Source organism: Paraburkholderia sp. SEWSISQ10-3 4 (genome assembly GCF_030464785.1).
Lineage (GTDB): Bacteria > Pseudomonadota > Gammaproteobacteria > Burkholderiales > Burkholderiaceae > Paraburkholderia > Paraburkholderia aspalathi.
Window position 1 is genome coordinate 204742 of the sequence record NZ_JALPRI010000009.1, and the last position, 17703, is coordinate 222444.

The following is a 17703-nucleotide window of genomic DNA, read 5'->3' on the forward strand; positions in this document are numbered from 1 at the left end:
GTTAATCCCTAGCGATCCGTCCTTGCGATTCCTGCCTCCATCGCGCAAAAATGTAATCGATTACATTTTTGAGGCAGATTCCCTTGTCCAAGTCGGTGTCCAAAGCGGCCCGAGCGACTTCGTCGCCGTCGTCGAAAGCGCGCCCGCAGCCTGACGCTCAGCCGCAGCGTCCGGCTGAGGGCCTTTCGATTGCTCAGGTGGCGGAGCAGGCGGGGGTCTCGGTGGCGACGGTGTCGCGCGTGCTGAATGGTCACGAGAACGTGCGGCCGGCCACGCGCGACAAGGTATTGGCGGCCGTCGACGCCAGCGGCTATCGCGTCAACGAACTCGCGCGCAACCTGCGCACCGCCGAAAGCCGCCTGCTGCTGACGATGGTGCCCGACGTCGGCAACCCGTTCTATGCCGAGATCGTGCGCGGTATCGACAGCGTCGCGCGCCAGCACGGCTATTTCATGCTGCTCTGCGACACGGGCGCCGATCCGGGACGCGAGCGCAGCTACTTCGATCTTCTGCGCCGCCGCCGCGCGGACGGCGCGATCTGCCTCGATCCCGCCACCATCCAGCAGGCGCTCGGCGAGGCCTCCAGCGCGCTGCCGTGGGTCGCGTGCTGCGAGTTCGATCCGGAGATGGGCGTGCCGTATGTCGGCATCGACAACTACAAGGCAGCGGGCGACGCGGTGCGGCATCTGCTCGCGCGCGGCCACCAGCGCATCGGCCTCATCAATTCGGATGTCGACTATCTGTACGCGCGGCAACGTCAGCAAGGCTACCTGGACGCGTTGACCGAAGCGGGCATCACGCCGGACGAGCGTTGGCGCATGAACCTGAACAGTCTCGACTACGAGGCGGGCGCATCGGCCGCGGCCTTGCTGATGCAGCAGCCTCACGCGCCGAGCGCGATCTTCGCCGTCTCCGACACGCTGGCGATCGGTGTGATCCACGGCTTGCGCAGCGTCGGCAAGCGCGTGCCGGACGACGTCGCGGTGGTCGGCTTTGACGACATCTCGCTCGCCGCGCAAGTCGATCCGCCGCTGACCACCATCGCCCAACCGATGCGCGAACTCGGCGAAACCGCCGCGCGTCTCCTGCTGCAACGGCTCGCGAATCCGTTGGCGAACGTGCCGGGCGTGCTGCTGCCGCATCGGCTCGTAATTCGCAGGAGCGCGTAAGCCATGAGCCTCGCCATCCGCTTCGACGATATCCGCAAAGACTTCGGGCCAGTGCGCGTGCTGCACGGGGTGAGCTTTGACCTGGCGCCCGGGCGTATCTACGGTTTGCTCGGCGAGAACGGCGCAGGCAAGTCGACGCTAATGAAAATCCTCGCCGGCTACGAAACGGCGACCTCGGGCACCTTGCTGGTCGACGGCCACGCGCAGCAGTTCATCGGTTCGCGCGACGCGGAAGCGGCCGGCATCGTGCTGATTCACCAGGAGTTCAATCTCGCCGAGCATCTGACGATCGCGCAGAACATGTATCTCGGTCATGAGAAAAAGCGCGGCTGGTTCGTCGACGATGCTGCGATGCGCGCCGAGGCGGCACGTTTTCTGGCGCAGGTGGGTCTCGAGAAGGCGCCGGATACGAAGGTGCGCGAGTTGATCGTCGCGGAAAAGCAGATGGTGGAGATCGCAAAAGCGCTGTCGCGGCGCGCGCGTTTGCTCATCATGGACGAACCGACCGCCACGCTCACGCCGTCCGAGACCGAGCGTCTCTTCACGCTGATGGCGAAGCTGAAAACCGACGGCGTAACCATCGTCTACATCTCGCACAAGCTCGACGAAGTCGAGCGCATCACCGACGAAGTGATCGTGATGCGCGATGGCCGCTTCGTCGCACGCAGTGAAACGGCGGGACTTGCGCGGCAGCAGATGGCGAATCTGATGGTCGGGCGCGACGTGTCCGATATGTTCCCCGACAAGATCACCGTGCCTGCCGACGCGCCGATCGCGTTAAAGGTAGAAGGCCTTGCCGTACCGGACTGGGTCGAAGACCTGAGCTTCGACGTGCGCGCCGGCGAAGTACTGGGTTTCGCGGGCCTCGTCGGCGCAGGCCGTACCGAGGCCTTCGAAGCGCTCATCGGCCTGCGCAAACGCACGGCGGGCCGCGTCGAAATCGCCGGCCGCCGCGCCGATCTGAAGAGCCCGCGCGACGCCATGCGCCACGGCATTACGTATCTAAGCGAAGACCGCAAAGGCAAAGGCCTGCATGTGAATCTAAGCCTGCAGGACAACGTCACGCTGATGACGCTCGAGCGTTACGCGCATCCTTTGCTCGATATGAAAGCGGGGCGCGCGGCGTTGACCCAGGCCGTTCACGACTTCGGCATTCGCACAGGCGATTTGTCGAGCCGCGCGCGCATGCTCTCTGGCGGCAATCAGCAGAAGCTCGCGCTCGCCAAGTTCCTGCAACCTGATCCAAACGTGATCGTGCTCGACGAACCGACTCGCGGCGTCGACGTCGGCGCGAAACGCGACATCTATTTCCTGATTCATCGTCTCGCCGCGCAGGGCCGCGCGGTGATCGTCATTTCATCCGAACTGATCGAGCTGATTGGTTTGTGCCATCGCGTCGCCGTGATGCGCGCGGGACGCCTGCAAACCACGCTCACGCTCGAACACCTGACCGAAGAGGAGTTGATCGCCCATGCGACCGGCACCCACTGAAGCTGTCCAATCCGGCCGCGCGTTGCGCTTCGCGCATCGTCTGTATGCGCTCGGGCCGCTCGTTGGGCTGATCCTGCTGTGCATCGTCGGCACGCTGCTCAACCGCGATTTCGCGACGCTCGACAATATGATGAACGTGCTCACACGCACCTCGTTCATCGGCATCATCGCGGTCGGCATGACCTTCGTGATCATTTCGGGCGGCATCGATTTGTCGGTCGGGTCGATGGCGGCGTTGATCGCGGGCAGCATGATCTGGCTGATGAACGGACTCGCTGCCGGTGTGGGCGGCCATTCGTTCGCGCCCTTGCTGATTCTCACGCTCGGCATTGTGTTCGCGCTGGTGCTCGGCGGTTTGTTCGGCTGCGCGCACGGGCTGTTGATTACCAAAGGACGCATCGAGCCGTTCATCGTCACGTTGGGTACGTTGGGCATTTTTCGCGCGGTGCTGACGTGGCTCGCGGATGGCGGCGCGCTGACATTGGATAACTCGCTGTCCGATCTATACGGACCGGTTTATTACGCGAGCTTCTTTGGTGTACCTGTCCCGATCTGGGTGTTCCTCGTCGTTGCGGCGGGCGGCGCGTTGATCCTCAATCGCACGGCGTTTGGCCGCCACGTGCAGGCGATCGGTTCCAACGAACAGGTTGCGCGCTACGCGGCGATTCGCGTCGATACCGTGAAGATCGTGACGTATGTGCTGCTCGGTATCTGCGTCGGCGTCGCGACGGTGTTGTATGTGCCGCGGCTCGGTTCGGCTACGCCGACCACGGGTTTGCTGTGGGAACTCGAGGCGATTGCGTCAGTGGTGGTGGGCGGCACTGCGTTGAAGGGCGGCGAAGGGCGCGTAGTCGGCACGGTGATCGGCGCGATCCTGCTTTCGGTGATCGCCAATATTCTGAATCTGACCAGCATCATCAGCGTGTATCTGAACGCGGCGGTGCAGGGCGTCGTGATTATCTTCGTCGCGTTTGTGCAGCGCGGACGGCGGTAGGTGGTGGGCGTTGAGCTTCAAGGAATACAGCGGCAAGTTCGAGAATCGGGGCGCATGAACGCCTCACAATAGGAGACACAACCATGAAGCAGGTCATTCGAGTGGTCGGCGCCGGCATGCTGGCGTTGGGAATACTAGGCACGGCAGGCGTTGCGCGTGCCGATGAAAAGGTCACGCTGGGCGTCGCGATTCCGACTGCCGACCACGGCTTTACGGGCGGCATCGTCTGGTGGGCGAACAAGGCGAAAACCGATCTGGAGAAAGCACATCCTGATCTCAAGGTGATCGTGAAGACTGCAGCCGGCGCGCCCGAACAGGCGAACCAGCTGCAGGATCTGGTGACGGTGAACAAGATCAACGCATTGGTGATTTTCCCGTTCGAATCGGCCTCGCTCACGCAGCCGGTGGCTCAGGTGAAGAAGAAGGGCGTGTACGTGACAGTAGTGGATCGCGGCCTGACGGATACCACCGCACAGGATGCGTATGTTGCGGGTGACAACACCGCGTTCGGCAAGATTCCCGCCGAGTATCTGGCGAAAGCGCTCGACGGCAAGGGCGACATCGTCGCGCTGCGTGGCATTCCGACGACGCTCGACAATGAACGCTGGACCGCGTTTACGGGCGTATTGAAGGCGTATCCGAACATCAAGATTCTCGACGGTAAGTATGCGAACTGGAATCGCGACGACGCCTTCAAGGTGATGCAGGATTACCTCACGCGCTTCAAGCACATCGACGCAGTCTGGGCCGCGGACGACGACATGGCCGTTGGCGTCATTAAGGCGATCGAGCAGGCCAAGCGTACCGACATCAAGATTGTGTTCGGCGGCGCGGGTTCGAAGGGCATGGTGAAGAACGTGATGGACGGCGCGCCGATGATCAAGGCTGACGTGTCGTACTCGCCGAAATTCATCTACGACGCGATCAAGCTCACCGCAGAGGCGCGTCTGAAGGGCGAAAAACTGCCGCCGACCACGATCATTCCGTCGGTGCTGATCACGAAGGAAAACGCACAGCAGTTCTATTTTCCTGACTCGCCGTTCTGATCCTGGGCATCCCGCGCGCGCTTGCCATGTCTCTGTCGTAGAGGCGTGACAGGCGCGTCACAGTTCGAGGAACCGTACGATGAAAACCATCAAAGGGCCGGCGATCTTTCTCGCCCAATTCATGGGCGACGAGGTGCCGTTCGACAACTTCGCGCATCTGGCCGGCTGGGCCGCGAGTCTCGGCTTCAAGGGGATTCAGGTGCCGTGTGATATCCGTCTGATCGATCTCGAGCAGGCGGCAGCGAGCCAGACGTATTGCGACGAGTTGCACGAGGTCGCGGAAGATGCCGGCGTGACGATCACCGAACTGTCGACGCATCTGCAAGGGCAACTGGTAGCCGTGCATCCGGCCTATGACGTGTTGTTCGACGGCTTTGCCGCGCAGCATGTGCGCGGCGATCCTGCCGCGCGCACGCAGTGGGCAGTCGAGCAGATGAAGCTCGCAGCGAAGGCTTCGCAGCGTTTGGGTCTCGATACGCACGTGTCGTTTTCCGGCGCACTGGCGTGGCCGTATTTGTACCCATGGCCGCAGCGTCCCGCAGGTTTGATAGAGGCGGCGTTCGAGGAACTCGCACGTCGCTGGACGCCGATTCTCGATGCGTTCGACGAAGCGGGTGTGAACGTGTGCTACGAACTGCATCCGGGCGAGGACCTGCATGACGGCGTGACCTTCGAGCGCTTTCTGGACGCCGTGAAGCAACACTCGCGTGCGAACATCCTTTATGACCCGAGCCATTTCGTTTTGCAGCAACTCGACTACCTTGCGTTTATCGACATCTATCACGAGCGCATCAAGGCGTTCCATGTGAAGGACGCGGAGTTTCGTCCGAATGGCAAGCAAGGTGTGTATGGCGGCTATAGCGGTTGGGTCGAACGCGCAGGGCGTTTTCGATCGCTTGGCGACGGGCAGATCGATTTTGGCGCGATCTTCTCGAAGATGGCGCAATACGATTTTCCCGGCTGGGCGGTGCTGGAATGGGAGTGCGCGCTGAAACATCCCCAGGACGGCGCGCGTGAAGGTGCGGAGTTCATTCGCCGCCACATCATTCGCGTGGCTGATCATGCATTCGATGATTTCGCGGGCAGTGGCGTGGATGCAGCGCAGCTAAAACGCGTGCTAGGCATTTGACAACGAGTTGGCTGCGAGCTAACCGTGAAGTGGATGAAGCAGATCGCAAAGGAGCGAGTGCGATGGCACAAAGAAGACTCAGGCTCGGCATGGTCGGTGGCGGGCAAGGCGCATTTATCGGCGCAGTGCATCGAATCGCCGCGCGGCTCGACGACCGGTTCGAACTGGTAGCGGGCGCGTTGTCGTCCGATCCGCAGCGCGCACAGGCGAGCGCGGCTGAGGCCGGCATCGCGCGCAGCTATGCAGACTGGCGCGAGATGGCGCGCGCCGAAGCCGCGCGCGACGACGGTATCGACGCGGTCGCGATCGTCACGCCCAATCATCTGCATGCACCGGTGGCGACGGCTTTTCTCGAAGCGGGCATTCATGTGGTGTGCGACAAACCGCTGGCGATTTCGTTGGCGGAAGGCGAGGCGCTCGCGAAGCTCGCGCGCGAGAAGAACAAGTTGTTCGCGCTGACGCATACGTATTCCGGTTATCCGATGGTGCGCCATGCTCGCGAACTTGTTGAACAAGGTGAACTCGGTGAAATACGTGTGGTGCAAGTCGAATACGCGCAGGACTGGCTGGCTGAACCGATAGAAGTGAGCGGCACGAACAAGCAGGCAGGCTGGCGCACGGATCCTTCTTTAGCGGGACCTGCCGGTTGTCTCGGCGATATCGGCACGCATGCGTATCACCTCGCTGCCTTCATCACGGGGATGACGCCATCGTCGCTATCCGCCGAATTGCATACCTTCGTGCCAGGACGCCGTATCGACGATCACGTGCAGGCGATGCTGCGCTATTCGAACGGTGCGCGCGGCATGCTGTGGGCGAGTCAGGTGGCAAGCGGCGCGGAGAATGCGCTGCGTCTGCGGGTGTATGGGACGAAAGCGAATCTCGCCTTCGATCAGGAAAATCCGAACGAACTGTGGTTCACGCCGCTGGGTGGTTCGGCGGAGCGGCTGACGCGCGGACGGGTGACAAGTGCGATCGCGGCGCACGCGACGCGTGTGCCACAGGGGCATCCTGAGGGTTATCTGGAAGCGTTCGCGCAGTTGTACAAGGATGCGGCGTTACAGATCGAAGCATTGAATGCAGGTCAACCGTTGCCGGCTGAAAGCCTGTTGCTCACGACGGTGGATGACGGTGTGGCGGGCCTACGTTTTATCGACGCCGTGTTGGCAAGCAGCGCGGCGGACGGTCAGTGGCAAGAGATTGCGAACGGTTGAGCGTAGTAGCCGAGCTACCTCCGCCGCCGCTAAAAGCCCGGTGTTGGCGTCGCGCGCCTCACTTCCTCAACCGCCCTTGCTTTTCTTGATCTGCTCTTCAAAAGCAATATCGAGCTTGCTCGCTTTGCGCGGCTTCGGCGGTCCGAAACCATCGACGAATTTGACGAAGTCGTCGAGCGTCAGCGGATCGGAGACTTTCTTATCGGTACCGCTCGATTTGTCGACCAGATAAAACAGGCCGCCGGACAGGCTGATTGCCGCGAACTGCGGGTTGCCGCTGCGGGTTTTCAGCCGCTCGACGGCGTGGATGGCTCGGGTGGTGCGCATGATGTGGGACGGCTGGTCGGGGAAAGGCTTCCACTGTAGCAACTTCGCGCGGGGCGTGCGAAGTTGCATCATTGCGCGGTCTTATCCCTGATGGCGTGATCCTTCACGGTGTCCACTTTGCGTCCGAACTTGCGCCGCAACCCTCACTGGCTCAAATAAACGAACTTGCCGTTCTTGATGATGCCCATCACGCTCGCGCGCTGATCCAGCCCAACGTGATCCTTCGGGCTGGTGTTGACCACGCCGTTCGGCACGACCAGCTCATGCGCATGCTCCAGTTCGTCACGCAATGCCGTGCGGAAAGCCGGCGTGCCGGGCTGCGCCGTCTTCAACGCACGCGCAACGGCATCCTGCAAACGCGGGTACACGCCCGCCGCATCGCCCGCAAATTGGGTCACGCTGCCTAGGCCATACTTCGCTTCGTATTCGTTGGTGAAGGCGAGCGCCGCCTTTTTCGCCGGATGATCGGCCGGCAACGTGCGCGCCACCACGACCGGCTGCGTCGGGAACAGCGTGCCTTCCACGTCCTTGCCGCCCAGCTTGATGAACTCGGGCGTGGCGATGCCGTGCGTCTGATAGATCGGGCCTTTGAAGCCGCGTTCGATCAGCGTGCGCTGCGGCAGCACGGTCGGCGTGCCGGCGCCGGCGATCAGGATCGCGTCCGGCTTCGCAGCCATCAGCTTGAGAATCTGGCCGGTGACGCTGGCATCCGTCCGGTTATAGCGTTCCGTCGCCACCAGTTGAATATGCCGCAAGGCCGCGAACTTGCTGAACTCGTTGAGCCAGCTCTCGCCGTAGCCGTCCGCGAAACCGATGAAGCCCACCGTCTTCACGTTGTGGTTGGACATGTAGCGCGTCATCACGTCGGCCATCGCGCTGTCGGTCTGCGCCATCTTGTAGGCCCACACCTTCTTGCCTTCCTGGGGCTCGACCACGCTTGCCGAGCCGATCAGCGTAATCATCGGCGTCTGGCTTTCGGCGACCGGATCGAGGGCGGCCATTGCCGCCGGCGTGATATTCGGGCCGACGATCACGTCGACGTGGTCCTCATTGATCAGCTTGCGGATATTGCGCACCGCCGCGCCCGGGTCGGACGCGTCGTCGAGGAAGATGTAGTCGGCTTTCTGGCCGGCGATCGTGGCCGGCCACATTAGCATCGCGTTCTTGCTCGTGATGCCGATCACGGCCGCGGGGCCGGTGCTCGACAGATCGATGCCGACCTTGACGTCGGCCTGTGCTGCGGTAGCGAGCAAGAGCGCGCCGAGAGCGGCCAGGCCGCGAAGTTTGTTCTTATGCGACGTCATCAAGGGTCTCCGTAGCAGGAAGCGTAGTCAGTTCAAAGTTCGTAGGTTTCGTGTTCGCCTTTGAGCGCCTGTTCGATCAGCTTGCGGTTCATGCTCGGCGACAGTAGTTCGACGAGCGTATACACATAGCTGCGCAGATAGGCGCCCTGTTTCAGCGCGACTCGCGTCACATTGCTGCCGAACAGGTGGCCGACCGGCATGGCGCGCAAATGGCGGTCGCGTTCGGCGTTGAACGCGATATCCGCCATGATGCCGACGCCCAGACCCAGTTCCACGTAGGTCTTGATCACGTCGGCGTCGATCGCCTCCAGCACGATGTCCGGATGCAGCCCGCGCAGGCGGAACGCCTCGTTGATCTTGGTGCGGCCGGCGAACGCGTTGTCGTACGTAATCAGCGGATATTGGGTCAGATCATCCAGCGACAAAAGTTTGCGGTCGAGCAGCGGATGATCCGGTTGCATCACGGCGACGTGGTGCCACTGGAAGCAGGGCAGCGAAACCAGCTCCTTATAGTTAGCGATCGCTTCGGTGGCGATGCAGAGGTCGGCCTGGTCGTGGATGACCATTTCGGCCACTTGGGTCGGGCTGCCTTGCAGAATTGAAAGGTGAACTTTCGGGAAGCGCTTCTTGAATTCGGCGATGGCGGCCGGAAGTGAGTAGCGCGCCTGGGTGTGGGTGGCGGCGATCACCAGGTTGCCCTGATCCTGGGCCGCGTAATCTTTACCGACTCGCTTGAGGCTCTCCACTTCCTGCAGAATCTTCTCAACCGACTGAAGAATGATGCGCCCCGGCTCGGTCAGCGAGCGCACGCGCTTGCCGTGTCGTGTGAAGATTTCGACGCCCAGCTCGTCTTCCAGCTCGATGATCGCCTTGGAGACGCCCGGCTGGCTTGTAAACAGTGCTTTGGCCGCTTCGGTCAGGTTGAAATTCTGCCGCACAGCCTCGCGGACGAAGCGGAATTGATGCAGGTTCATATATAACCTCTCCGCATATCAAAAGAATTTTTTAGTCGTTTGAAATATAAGGCGAGTTTATTACGATCTGTCCATCTTTTTCAATATGGATATCTGTATTTGTCATAAGCAAATGAGAGATGGGTCTAAACCCTCATTCGCCTGACCTGACAAATAGAGGTATTCAAGCCGCGACGTAACCGGAACGTCGTGTGTCACGCAAAAATTGGGGTCCCCGAATGTACCAATACGATCAGTACGACCAGACCATCGTCGATGAGCGGGTCGCGCAATACGCCGATCAGGTTCGCCGCCGCTTGTCGGGCGAATTGAGCGAAGAGGAGTTCCGTCCGCTGCGCCTGCAGAACGGCCTGTACATGCAGCGCCATGCGTACATGCACCGCATCGCGATTCCGTACGGCAACCTGCGCAGCGACCAGATGCGCGTGCTGGCCCAGATCGCGCGCGAGCACGACCGCGGCTACGGTCACTTTTCGACGCGCTCGAACATCCAATACAACTGGATCCAGCTCGAAGAGACGCCGGAAATCCTGCGCAAGCTCGCGGCCGTGCAAATGCACGGCATCCAGACCTCGGGCAACTGTATCCGTAACATCACGGCTGACCAGTTCGCGGGTGTGGCGCCGGATGAAGTGGTCGATCCGCGCCCCTGGGCAGAAATCCTGCGCCAATGGTCGACGTTCCACCCGGAATTCGCGTGGCTGCCGCGTAAGTTCAAGATCGCCGTGTCGGGTTCGAAGGAAGACCGCGCCGCCGTGCAGATTCACGACATGGGCGTGTACCTGAAGACGAACGAGCAGGGCGAACTGGTGGCCGACATCCTGGCCGGCGGCGGCATGGGCCGTACGCCGATCATCGGCGCGATCATCCGCAAGGATCTGCCGTGGCAACACCTGCTGACGTACTGCGAAGCCGTGCTGCGTGTGTACAACCGCTACGGCCGCCGCGACAACATGTACAAGGCGCGCATCAAGATTCTCGTGAAGGCACTGAGCCCGGAGAAATTCTCGGCGCAGGTCGAAGAAGAATGGCAACACCTGAAAGACGGTCCTTCGACGCTGACGCAAGCCGAAGTCGACCGCGTGTCGCAATACTTCCAGCCGCCGGTGTACGAAAAGCTGCCCGATACGGATGCTTCGTTCGAGAACCATCTGCTGGAAAACCGTGCGTTTGCCCGTTGGGTCGAACGTAACGTGCGTCCCCACAAAGTGTCGGGCTATTCGTCCGTCACGTTGTCGCTGAAGCCGACCACGATCGCCCCGGGCGATGCTACCGACGCGCAGATGGAAGCGGTCGCCGATTGGGCCGACGAGTACTCGCTCGGCGAAATCCGCGTGTCGCACGAACAGAACCTGATTCTCGCGAACGTCAAGAAGCGCGACCTGTTCGCGCTGTGGGAAAAGGCCAAGGCGCAAGGTTTCGCGACGCCGAACATCGGCTTGCTGACCGACATCATCGCGTGCCCGGGCGGCGATTTCTGCTCGCTCGCGAATGCCAAGTCGATTCCGATTGCCCTGGCGATTCAGGAACGTTTCAACGATCTCGACTACGTGTACGACCTCGGCGACGTGTCGCTGAACATCTCGGGTTGTATCAATGCTTGCGGTCACCACCACGTCGGCAACATCGGCATTCTGGGCGTCGATAAGGACGGCTCGGAGTGGTATCAGGTGACGCTCGGCGGCGAGCAGGGCACGGGTGCAACTGGTGCGCATCTCGGCCGCGTGATCGGCCCGTCGTTCTCGGCGGAAGAAATGCCGGACGTGATGAGCAAAGTGATCGACACGTTCGTGGAGAATCGCCACGAAGGCGAACGCTTCATCGAAACGTACAACCGCATCGGCATGGCCCCGTTCAAGGAACGTGTGTACGCCTCGCGTCAACCGGCTCACGCGTAACCGCGAAAAGGATACTGAACAGATGGCTTCTATTATCAAGAATCGCGCGATCGTCAACGATGACTGGACGGTGGTGCGCGCCGCTGAAGACGGCACGCTGCCCGCAGTCGACGCATTGCCGGCCGGCAAGGTGCTGGTGCCGCTCGCGCTGTGGCAAGCTTCGCGCGACGCGCTGATCGCTTCGCGCAGCACCGCTGAAATCGGCGTGTGGCTCGCGCCGGATAGCGAACCGGCAGATATCGTCGGCGATTTCGACACAATCGCACTGATCGGCGTGGACTTCCCGGTGTTCCGCGATGGCCGCGGCTATAGCATCGGCCGCCTGTTGCGCGAGCGTTATGGCTACAAGGGCGAATTGCGCGCGATCGGCGACGTGCTGCGCGATCAGCTGGCGTTCATGTTCCGTTGCGGCTTCGACGCGTATGCGCTGCGTGAAGATAAAGACTTCGACGACGCGCTCAAGGCATTCGACGAATTCAGCTTCAACTATCAGGGCGCGGTGAACTCTTCGCCGCTGTTCCGTCGCCGCGAAGCGGGCGAACTGGCGAAGGCCTCGGCATGAGCGGCGCACAATTGCTCACGCCGGAACTCGCTGCGAAGGTCGAGCGCCTTGATGCGCTACTCGATTCGATCGCCGCGCGTCACGCGAACGTGAAGCTTGCCAGCAGCCTCGCAGCGGAAGACATGCTGCTCACGCACGCGATTCTGTCGCGTGGCGTGAAGATCGGCATTTTCTCGCTGAACACAGGCCGTCTGCACGCGGAAACGCTGGGCATGCTCGATCGCGTGAAAGAGCGATACGGCTACGACATAGAGCAGTTTCACCCGCAAGCCGCCGCAGTTGAAGAGTATGTCGGCTCGCATGGTCTGAACGCGTTTTATGAAAGCGTCGATCTGCGCAAGCGTTGCTGCGAAATCCGCAAGGTCGAGCCGTTGAACCGCGCGCTGTCGGATGTCAGCGCATGGGTGACGGGCCAGCGCCGCGAGCAGTCGGTGACGCGTGCCGAACTGCACGAGGAAGAACACGACGCCGCTCGCAATATCGCCAAGTTCAATCCGCTGACGGACTGGACCGAAGCCGAAGTGTGGGACTATCTGAAAGCATTGGACGTGCCGGTCAATCCGCTGCATGCGCGCGGTTATCCGAGCATCGGCTGCGAGCCTTGTACCCGCGCAATCCGTCCCGGTGAAGACAGCCGGGCAGGGCGCTGGTGGTGGGAGTCGCGCGATACGAAGGAATGCGGCCTGCACATCACGACGATTACGCCGATTACCGTCATCAGCAGCGAAAACGCTTCGGCATAGAGCATTCAGGCAGTTCAGGCCTTGGTTTCCGACCTGAACGCCTCACATACCGATTTGAATACTTCCGCGACGCGAGCAACCGCTGGCGACGCGAATCAACGAAGGACCCAAACATGAGCACCACGCTCGATTCCACTGTGAATGCACCGCTTACCAACACGGCGAACCGGATGGATCACCTCGATTGGCTCGAGGCCGAGTCGATCCACATCCTGCGCGAACTGGTCGCCGAATGCAGCAAGCCCGCATTGCTGTTTTCGGGTGGCAAGGATTCGGTCGTGGTGTTGCACCTCGCACTGAAAGCCTTCGGCATCGGCGCAAATCGCAAGACTGTGCTGCCGTTCCCGCTCGTGCATATCGACACCGGTCACAACTACGACGAAGTGATCGACTTCCGCGATCGCCGTGCGAAAGAGATCGGCGCTGAACTGGTGGTGGGTCACGTTGAAGATTCGATCAAGCGTGGCACCGTGCGTCTGCGCCGCGAACTGGATTCGCGCAATGCCGCGCAAGCCGTGACGCTGCTCGAAACGATCGCTGAACATGAGTACACCGCGCTGATCGGCGGCGCGCGCCGCGACGAAGAAAAGGCTCGGGCAAAAGAACGGATCTTCTCGTTCCGCGACGAATTCGGTCAATGGGATCCGAAGGCGCAGCGCCCGGAACTGTGGAGCCTGTATAACGCGCGTCTGCATAACGGCGAACACCTGCGCGTGTTCCCGATCTCGAACTGGACTGAACTCGACGTGTGGCAATACATCGCCCGCGAACAACTCGAGCTGCCGTCGATCTATTACGCGCATCAACGCGAAATCGTGCGCCGCAACGGCCTGCTCGTGCCGGTTACGCCGCTTACGCCGATGCGTGAAGGCGAGACCAGCGAAACCGCGCTGGTGCGTTTTCGCACCGTGGGCGATATCAGCTGCACGTGCCCGGTGGAAAGCGATGCGGATGATCTCGAGAAGATCATCGCCGAAACGGCCGTGACCGAAATCACGGAACGCGGCGCGACGCGGATGGACGACCAGGTCTCCGAAGCCGCGATGGAACAGCGTAAGAAGCAAGGTTATTTCTAAGCACACGAACCAAGGTAAAGCAATCATGAGCGGTATTCACCAACCAGAAGACCTCGGCGTGCTGCGTTTCATTACTGCGGGTAGCGTCGACGATGGCAAGAGCACGTTGATCGGCCGCCTGCTGTACGACAGCAAAGCGGTGTTGAGCGATCAGCTCTCGGCACTGTCGCGCGCAAAGAATAAGCGTACCGTTGGCGACGAAATCGATTTGTCGCTGCTGACGGACGGCCTCGAAGCCGAACGTGAGCAAGGCATCACGATCGACGTCGCCTACCGTTACTTTGCAACGGCTAAGCGCAAGTTCATCATCGCCGACACGCCGGGCCACGAGCAGTACACGCGCAACATGGTGACGGGCGCATCCACGGCACACGCAGCGATCATCCTGGTCGATGCAACGCGTGTGACGTTCATCGATGGCGTCGCGCAACTGCTGCCGCAAACCAAGCGCCACAGTGCACTGGTAAAGCTGCTCGGCTTGCAACACGCGATCGTCGCGATCAACAAGATGGACCTCGTCGACTACAGCGAAACGCGTTTCAACGAGATTCGCGATGCGTATGTCGATCTCGCGCGGCAACTCGGTCTGAACGATGTGCGCTTCGTGCCGGTGTCGGCGCTGAAGGGCGACAACATCGTGACCGCTAGCGAAAGCATGCCGTGGTACGCGGGCGAGCCGCTGCTCGATTTGCTCGAAGCCTTGCCGGTGGAAGTTCCGACGGGCCAGGCGCTGCGTTTCCCGGTGCAATGGGTGGCGCGCCAGGACGGCAGCCAGGCCGACGATTTCCGCGGCTACATGGGCCGTGTCGAAGCGGGCGAGGTGAAGGTTGGCGACACCATCGTCGTGCTGCCGGCGAACCGTGAAGCGACGGTTGCCGAGATTATCGCGCCGGTGACGGGCGGTACGGCAGCGGTGGACCGCGCGTTTGCCGGCCAAACCGTGACGATTCGCCTGGCGGAAGACGTCGACGTATCGCGCGGCGACACCTTCGTGCTGCGCGAAGCAGCGCCGGAACCGGCCAAGAAGCTGGAAGCCGATCTGTGCTGGTTCGATGACACGCCGCTGTCGACGCAACGCAAGTACCTGTTGAAGCAGACCACCAATACGGTGTTCGCTCGGATCGGCGCGATCAAGGAAGTGCTCGACGTGCATACGCTGTCGCAGGCAACCGATCGCAAGGACCTGACGATGAACGACATCGGCCGCGTGTCGCTGACGTTACAAAAGCCGCTGGTGTGCGACGTGTACGACTCGCATCAGGGCACGGGCGCATTCGTGCTGATCGACGAAGCGACGCATCACACGGTCGCGGCCGGGATGATCCGGGCGTTTTCGGCTTGAGTCACCGACTGGGCAACTAACGCGCGCTCTCGGTTTCGGGTTTCGCACGAACTGGACGAATGGGGTTAAGGCGAATGGGTAAGGTGTATCTGATCGGTGCAGGGCCAGGGGCCGCGGATCTCATCACGGTGCGCGGCGCGCGGCTGCTCGGCACGGCGGATGTGGTGTTGCACGACGCGCTTGTCGAGCCGGCGATGCTCGACTACGCACCTTCCCACGCGCGGCGGATTGCGGTTGGCAAGCGGTGCGGGCAGTTGTCGACGGCGCAGCAGTTCATCAACAAGCAGATCGTGGATGCGGCGCTTGAGCACGATGTGGTGGTGCGCCTGAAGGGCGGTGATCCGATGTTGTTTGGGCGTGCCGATGAGGAGATGCGGGCGCTTGAGGCGGCGGGCATCGAGTATGAGGTGGTGCCTGGGATTACGGCGGCACTTGCCAGTGCGGCAACGTTGAAGCGTTCGTTGACGCTTCGCGGCGTGTCTCGCAGTGTTGCGTTGGCTACGCATAGCCGGGCGGCTGATACTGCGGCGATTCGGGAGCAGGTGAATGCGGATTCGCTCGTGTTCTATATGGGGCGGGATAGCGGACCTGAGATCGCGCAGCAGTTGATCGACGCTGGGCGCGATGGCGCGACTCCTGTGGCGATTGTCGAGGCTTGTAGTACGCCTCGTGAGCGGATGCTGACTCTTACGCTTTCGGGCCTCGCTTGTGGCGAGGCTCAGCAGTGGCTTGATGCTTCGCAGCCTAGTCTTTTGATGATCGGGGATGCGTTTGCTGCTCGGCAGCAGGTGGGGCGCTCCGCGGATGGGATGTTGGTGGCTGCTTGAGGTTTTTGTTTTGCCTTTTGCGGCGGCATTGGCCGTGTTCTTAGGGCTTTGGCCTTTCCTTGTTCTGGCTTTGGTGCCTTTCCTTGAATTGTTAGTGGTCTATAGTGTTGCCCCTGTGCGGGGCGGCACTTACTTTCTTTGCCGCCGCAAAGAAAGATAAGCAAAGAAAGCGGCTAGAAGCCCCTGCTAAGTGGGCACTGTGGTCTGCTACGGGTAGTGGTGCATCTGGAATCTGTGCTCTCTCGCATTCGGCGTTAGTGACAAGGGCGTCATACTTCCCGTCTCACACTTCGTGCTCGCCGGAAGCGTTTGCCCCGTCGCGCTTCGCGCGACGTCGCGGTCGGTTACCTATCAATACTCAGTTTCATTGCTGAAATTTCTTCGGTGCTGTAGTTCTGTGTTCGGGCGCGCGTTTGGGAAATTTCGGAAATAGCGATTTCCCGCGCTCCTTAGCCCAGGCAGGCGATCACTCGCGAAACGATACGTTTTAAACTCAATTCGCCGTCAAAACAACGACGGTCAGGCTTGGCGGCCTGTTGCCAAACGCAGACCTGTCTCGGCAGGTCTGTGTCTATCTCTGCGCGTCTTATGGGCGGGCCGTGATGGGGAGGCCTTCGGGCCTGCCGGTTTTCGTTTGGCACCGGTCGCCAACCTTGTCATTGAGCCCGCTCACCACTTTGCAAACTACAGGCTAGTGCGTCGGGCGGTCCAGGTAAGTTTCAGGGAGATCGCGCCATGAGTAAATCCGCCAAGAATTCACGAACCACATCGCGCCCACCTGTTGACGCACTTCAATACGAAAAACTTGCCCTGTCTGCTTTCAGACTGGTTGACCGGCAACTAAGCCAACTGGACAAGTTGGTCACGCTTGCGGCCTCGATATTCAGGAGTCCGGCGGTGACGCGGGAAGAGAGGCATCGTCAGCGAAAACTGCTGGAAGTACTGATCGACACTGGCGAGGATTATCGGCGAGAAGTCGAGATTGATCGCGAGTTGTACCAGATCATCGCGCTTGATGCGAAGGGAGTACCCCAACGCTGCATTACCGCGCGTCGCGCAGCGAACCTTCTGGCGAAGGCCACGCAGAGGGCACCGGAGAACTGCAGAGGCATGCGCGCAATGGGAACCATGCGCAACAGGCAGGGACGCTTTAAAACGATCACGCGCCCTATTGCAACAGCACACTGACAAAAACCCGCGGTACTAGGCTACGAACATAGAAAGGCGCTAGCGCCTTTTTATGTTGTAAATAGATGGTTTTGCCGTGACTGGCTTAATCTGGAGATATGACTGCGTTGCTACCAAGGCGGAGTGTGCGAGAACACTGTTGGAACGACAACCGCAACCGCAACCAAGATTCAGCACAACCGGACATGTCATTTGAGGCGACGGGGGCACTGGAGGGCGCAGAGGCGTGTCGCCGAGGCGAAGCCGACGGCTCCCATAGATCTTGAACGAAGCCCTTGGTTTCCCATGCAAACCCGTCCGCGACGCACGTAGTGCGGAGTGGGAGCTGATGACTCCTTTGTCACTAGCGCGGAGTGTGCGAGAACACGGATTCCAGTCGCACCACTACCCGTAGCAGACCACGGTGCCCACTTAGCAGG

General features: G+C 61.0%; 16 protein-coding genes. 13 read left to right on the forward strand and 3 right to left on the reverse strand.

Going from position 1 to position 17703, the window contains the following annotated elements; all coding sequences use genetic code 11:
- Positions 1–83: 83 nt before the first annotated feature.
- From M0D68_RS19505 to M0D68_RS19530, 6 genes are all read left to right on the forward strand, one after another.
- Positions 84–1169, forward strand: a complete 1086-nt coding sequence (locus M0D68_RS19505) for a LacI family DNA-binding transcriptional regulator (RefSeq protein WP_200650705.1) — start codon at positions 84–86, stop codon at positions 1167–1169.
- Between the two features lie 3 nt (positions 1170–1172).
- On the forward strand, positions 1173–2660 hold the full coding sequence (locus tag M0D68_RS19510) for a sugar ABC transporter ATP-binding protein (protein WP_200650706.1): 1488 nt from the start codon (positions 1173–1175) through the stop codon (positions 2658–2660).
- The gene (locus M0D68_RS19515) at positions 2641–3654 is read left to right on the forward strand and encodes an ABC transporter permease (protein ID WP_200650707.1); all 1014 of its coding nucleotides are present in this window, start codon (positions 2641–2643) and stop codon (positions 3652–3654) included. Before M0D68_RS19510 ends, M0D68_RS19515 begins: the two co-directional genes overlap by 20 nt.
- Before the next feature lie 83 nt (positions 3655–3737).
- Entirely contained in the window at positions 3738–4700 is a 963-nt protein-coding gene (locus tag M0D68_RS19520; RefSeq protein ID WP_200650708.1) for a substrate-binding domain-containing protein, read from the forward strand.
- Positions 4701–4779: 79 nt separating this feature from the next.
- The gene (locus tag M0D68_RS19525; protein WP_200650709.1) at positions 4780–5829 is read left to right on the forward strand and encodes a sugar phosphate isomerase/epimerase; all 1050 of its coding nucleotides are present in this window, start codon (positions 4780–4782) and stop codon (positions 5827–5829) included.
- Between the two features lie 62 nt (positions 5830–5891).
- Positions 5892–7043 (forward strand): Gfo/Idh/MocA family protein, encoded by a 1152-nt coding sequence (locus M0D68_RS19530; RefSeq protein ID WP_200650710.1) that lies wholly within the window; start codon positions 5892–5894, stop codon positions 7041–7043.
- 66 nt (positions 7044–7109) lie between these two features.
- Here the strand turns inward: M0D68_RS19530 and M0D68_RS19535 are convergent, their stop codons facing one another.
- From M0D68_RS19535 to M0D68_RS19545, 3 genes are all read right to left on the reverse strand, one after another.
- Complete coding sequence (locus tag M0D68_RS19535; RefSeq protein ID WP_012432018.1) at positions 7110–7370, reverse strand: hypothetical protein; 261 nt, start codon at positions 7368–7370, stop codon at positions 7110–7112.
- A 143-nt stretch (positions 7371–7513) separates the two neighbouring features.
- On the reverse strand, positions 7514–8674 hold the full coding sequence (locus M0D68_RS19540; RefSeq protein WP_200650711.1) for an ABC transporter substrate-binding protein: 1161 nt from the start codon (positions 8672–8674) through the stop codon (positions 7514–7516).
- A 32-nt stretch (positions 8675–8706) separates the two neighbouring features.
- Positions 8707–9648, reverse strand: a complete 942-nt coding sequence (locus M0D68_RS19545; RefSeq protein WP_007175965.1) for a CysB family HTH-type transcriptional regulator — start codon at positions 9646–9648, stop codon at positions 8707–8709.
- Positions 9649–9866: 218 nt separating this feature from the next.
- On the opposite strand from M0D68_RS19545, the gene M0D68_RS19550 reads away from it, so the two are divergent.
- The 7 genes from M0D68_RS19550 (at position 9867) to M0D68_RS19580 (ending at position 17284) form a co-directional block, all read left to right on the forward strand.
- Complete coding sequence (locus M0D68_RS19550; protein ID WP_200650712.1) at positions 9867–11546, forward strand: nitrite/sulfite reductase; 1680 nt, start codon at positions 9867–9869, stop codon at positions 11544–11546.
- A gap of 22 nt (positions 11547–11568) precedes the next feature.
- Complete coding sequence (locus M0D68_RS19555; protein WP_200650713.1) at positions 11569–12108, forward strand: DUF934 domain-containing protein; 540 nt, start codon at positions 11569–11571, stop codon at positions 12106–12108.
- Positions 12105–12851, forward strand: a complete 747-nt coding sequence (locus M0D68_RS19560; RefSeq protein WP_200650714.1) for a phosphoadenylyl-sulfate reductase — start codon at positions 12105–12107, stop codon at positions 12849–12851. The genes M0D68_RS19555 and M0D68_RS19560 overlap by 4 nt, the downstream gene beginning before the upstream one ends.
- A 113-nt stretch (positions 12852–12964) precedes the next feature.
- Entirely contained in the window at positions 12965–13927 is a 963-nt protein-coding gene (gene cysD, locus M0D68_RS19565) for a sulfate adenylyltransferase subunit CysD (RefSeq protein WP_054042851.1), read from the forward strand.
- A 25-nt stretch (positions 13928–13952) separates the two neighbouring features.
- On the forward strand, positions 13953–15269 hold the full coding sequence (locus M0D68_RS19570) for a sulfate adenylyltransferase subunit 1 (protein WP_200650715.1): 1317 nt from the start codon (positions 13953–13955) through the stop codon (positions 15267–15269).
- A 74-nt stretch (positions 15270–15343) separates the two neighbouring features.
- The gene (gene cobA / locus M0D68_RS19575) at positions 15344–16096 is read left to right on the forward strand and encodes a uroporphyrinogen-III C-methyltransferase (RefSeq protein ID WP_266225037.1); all 753 of its coding nucleotides are present in this window, start codon (positions 15344–15346) and stop codon (positions 16094–16096) included.
- 735 nt (positions 16097–16831) lie between these two features.
- Positions 16832–17284, forward strand: a complete 453-nt coding sequence (locus M0D68_RS19580) for a hypothetical protein (RefSeq protein WP_256456159.1) — start codon at positions 16832–16834, stop codon at positions 17282–17284.
- The last annotated feature ends 419 nt before the right edge of the window (positions 17285–17703 follow it).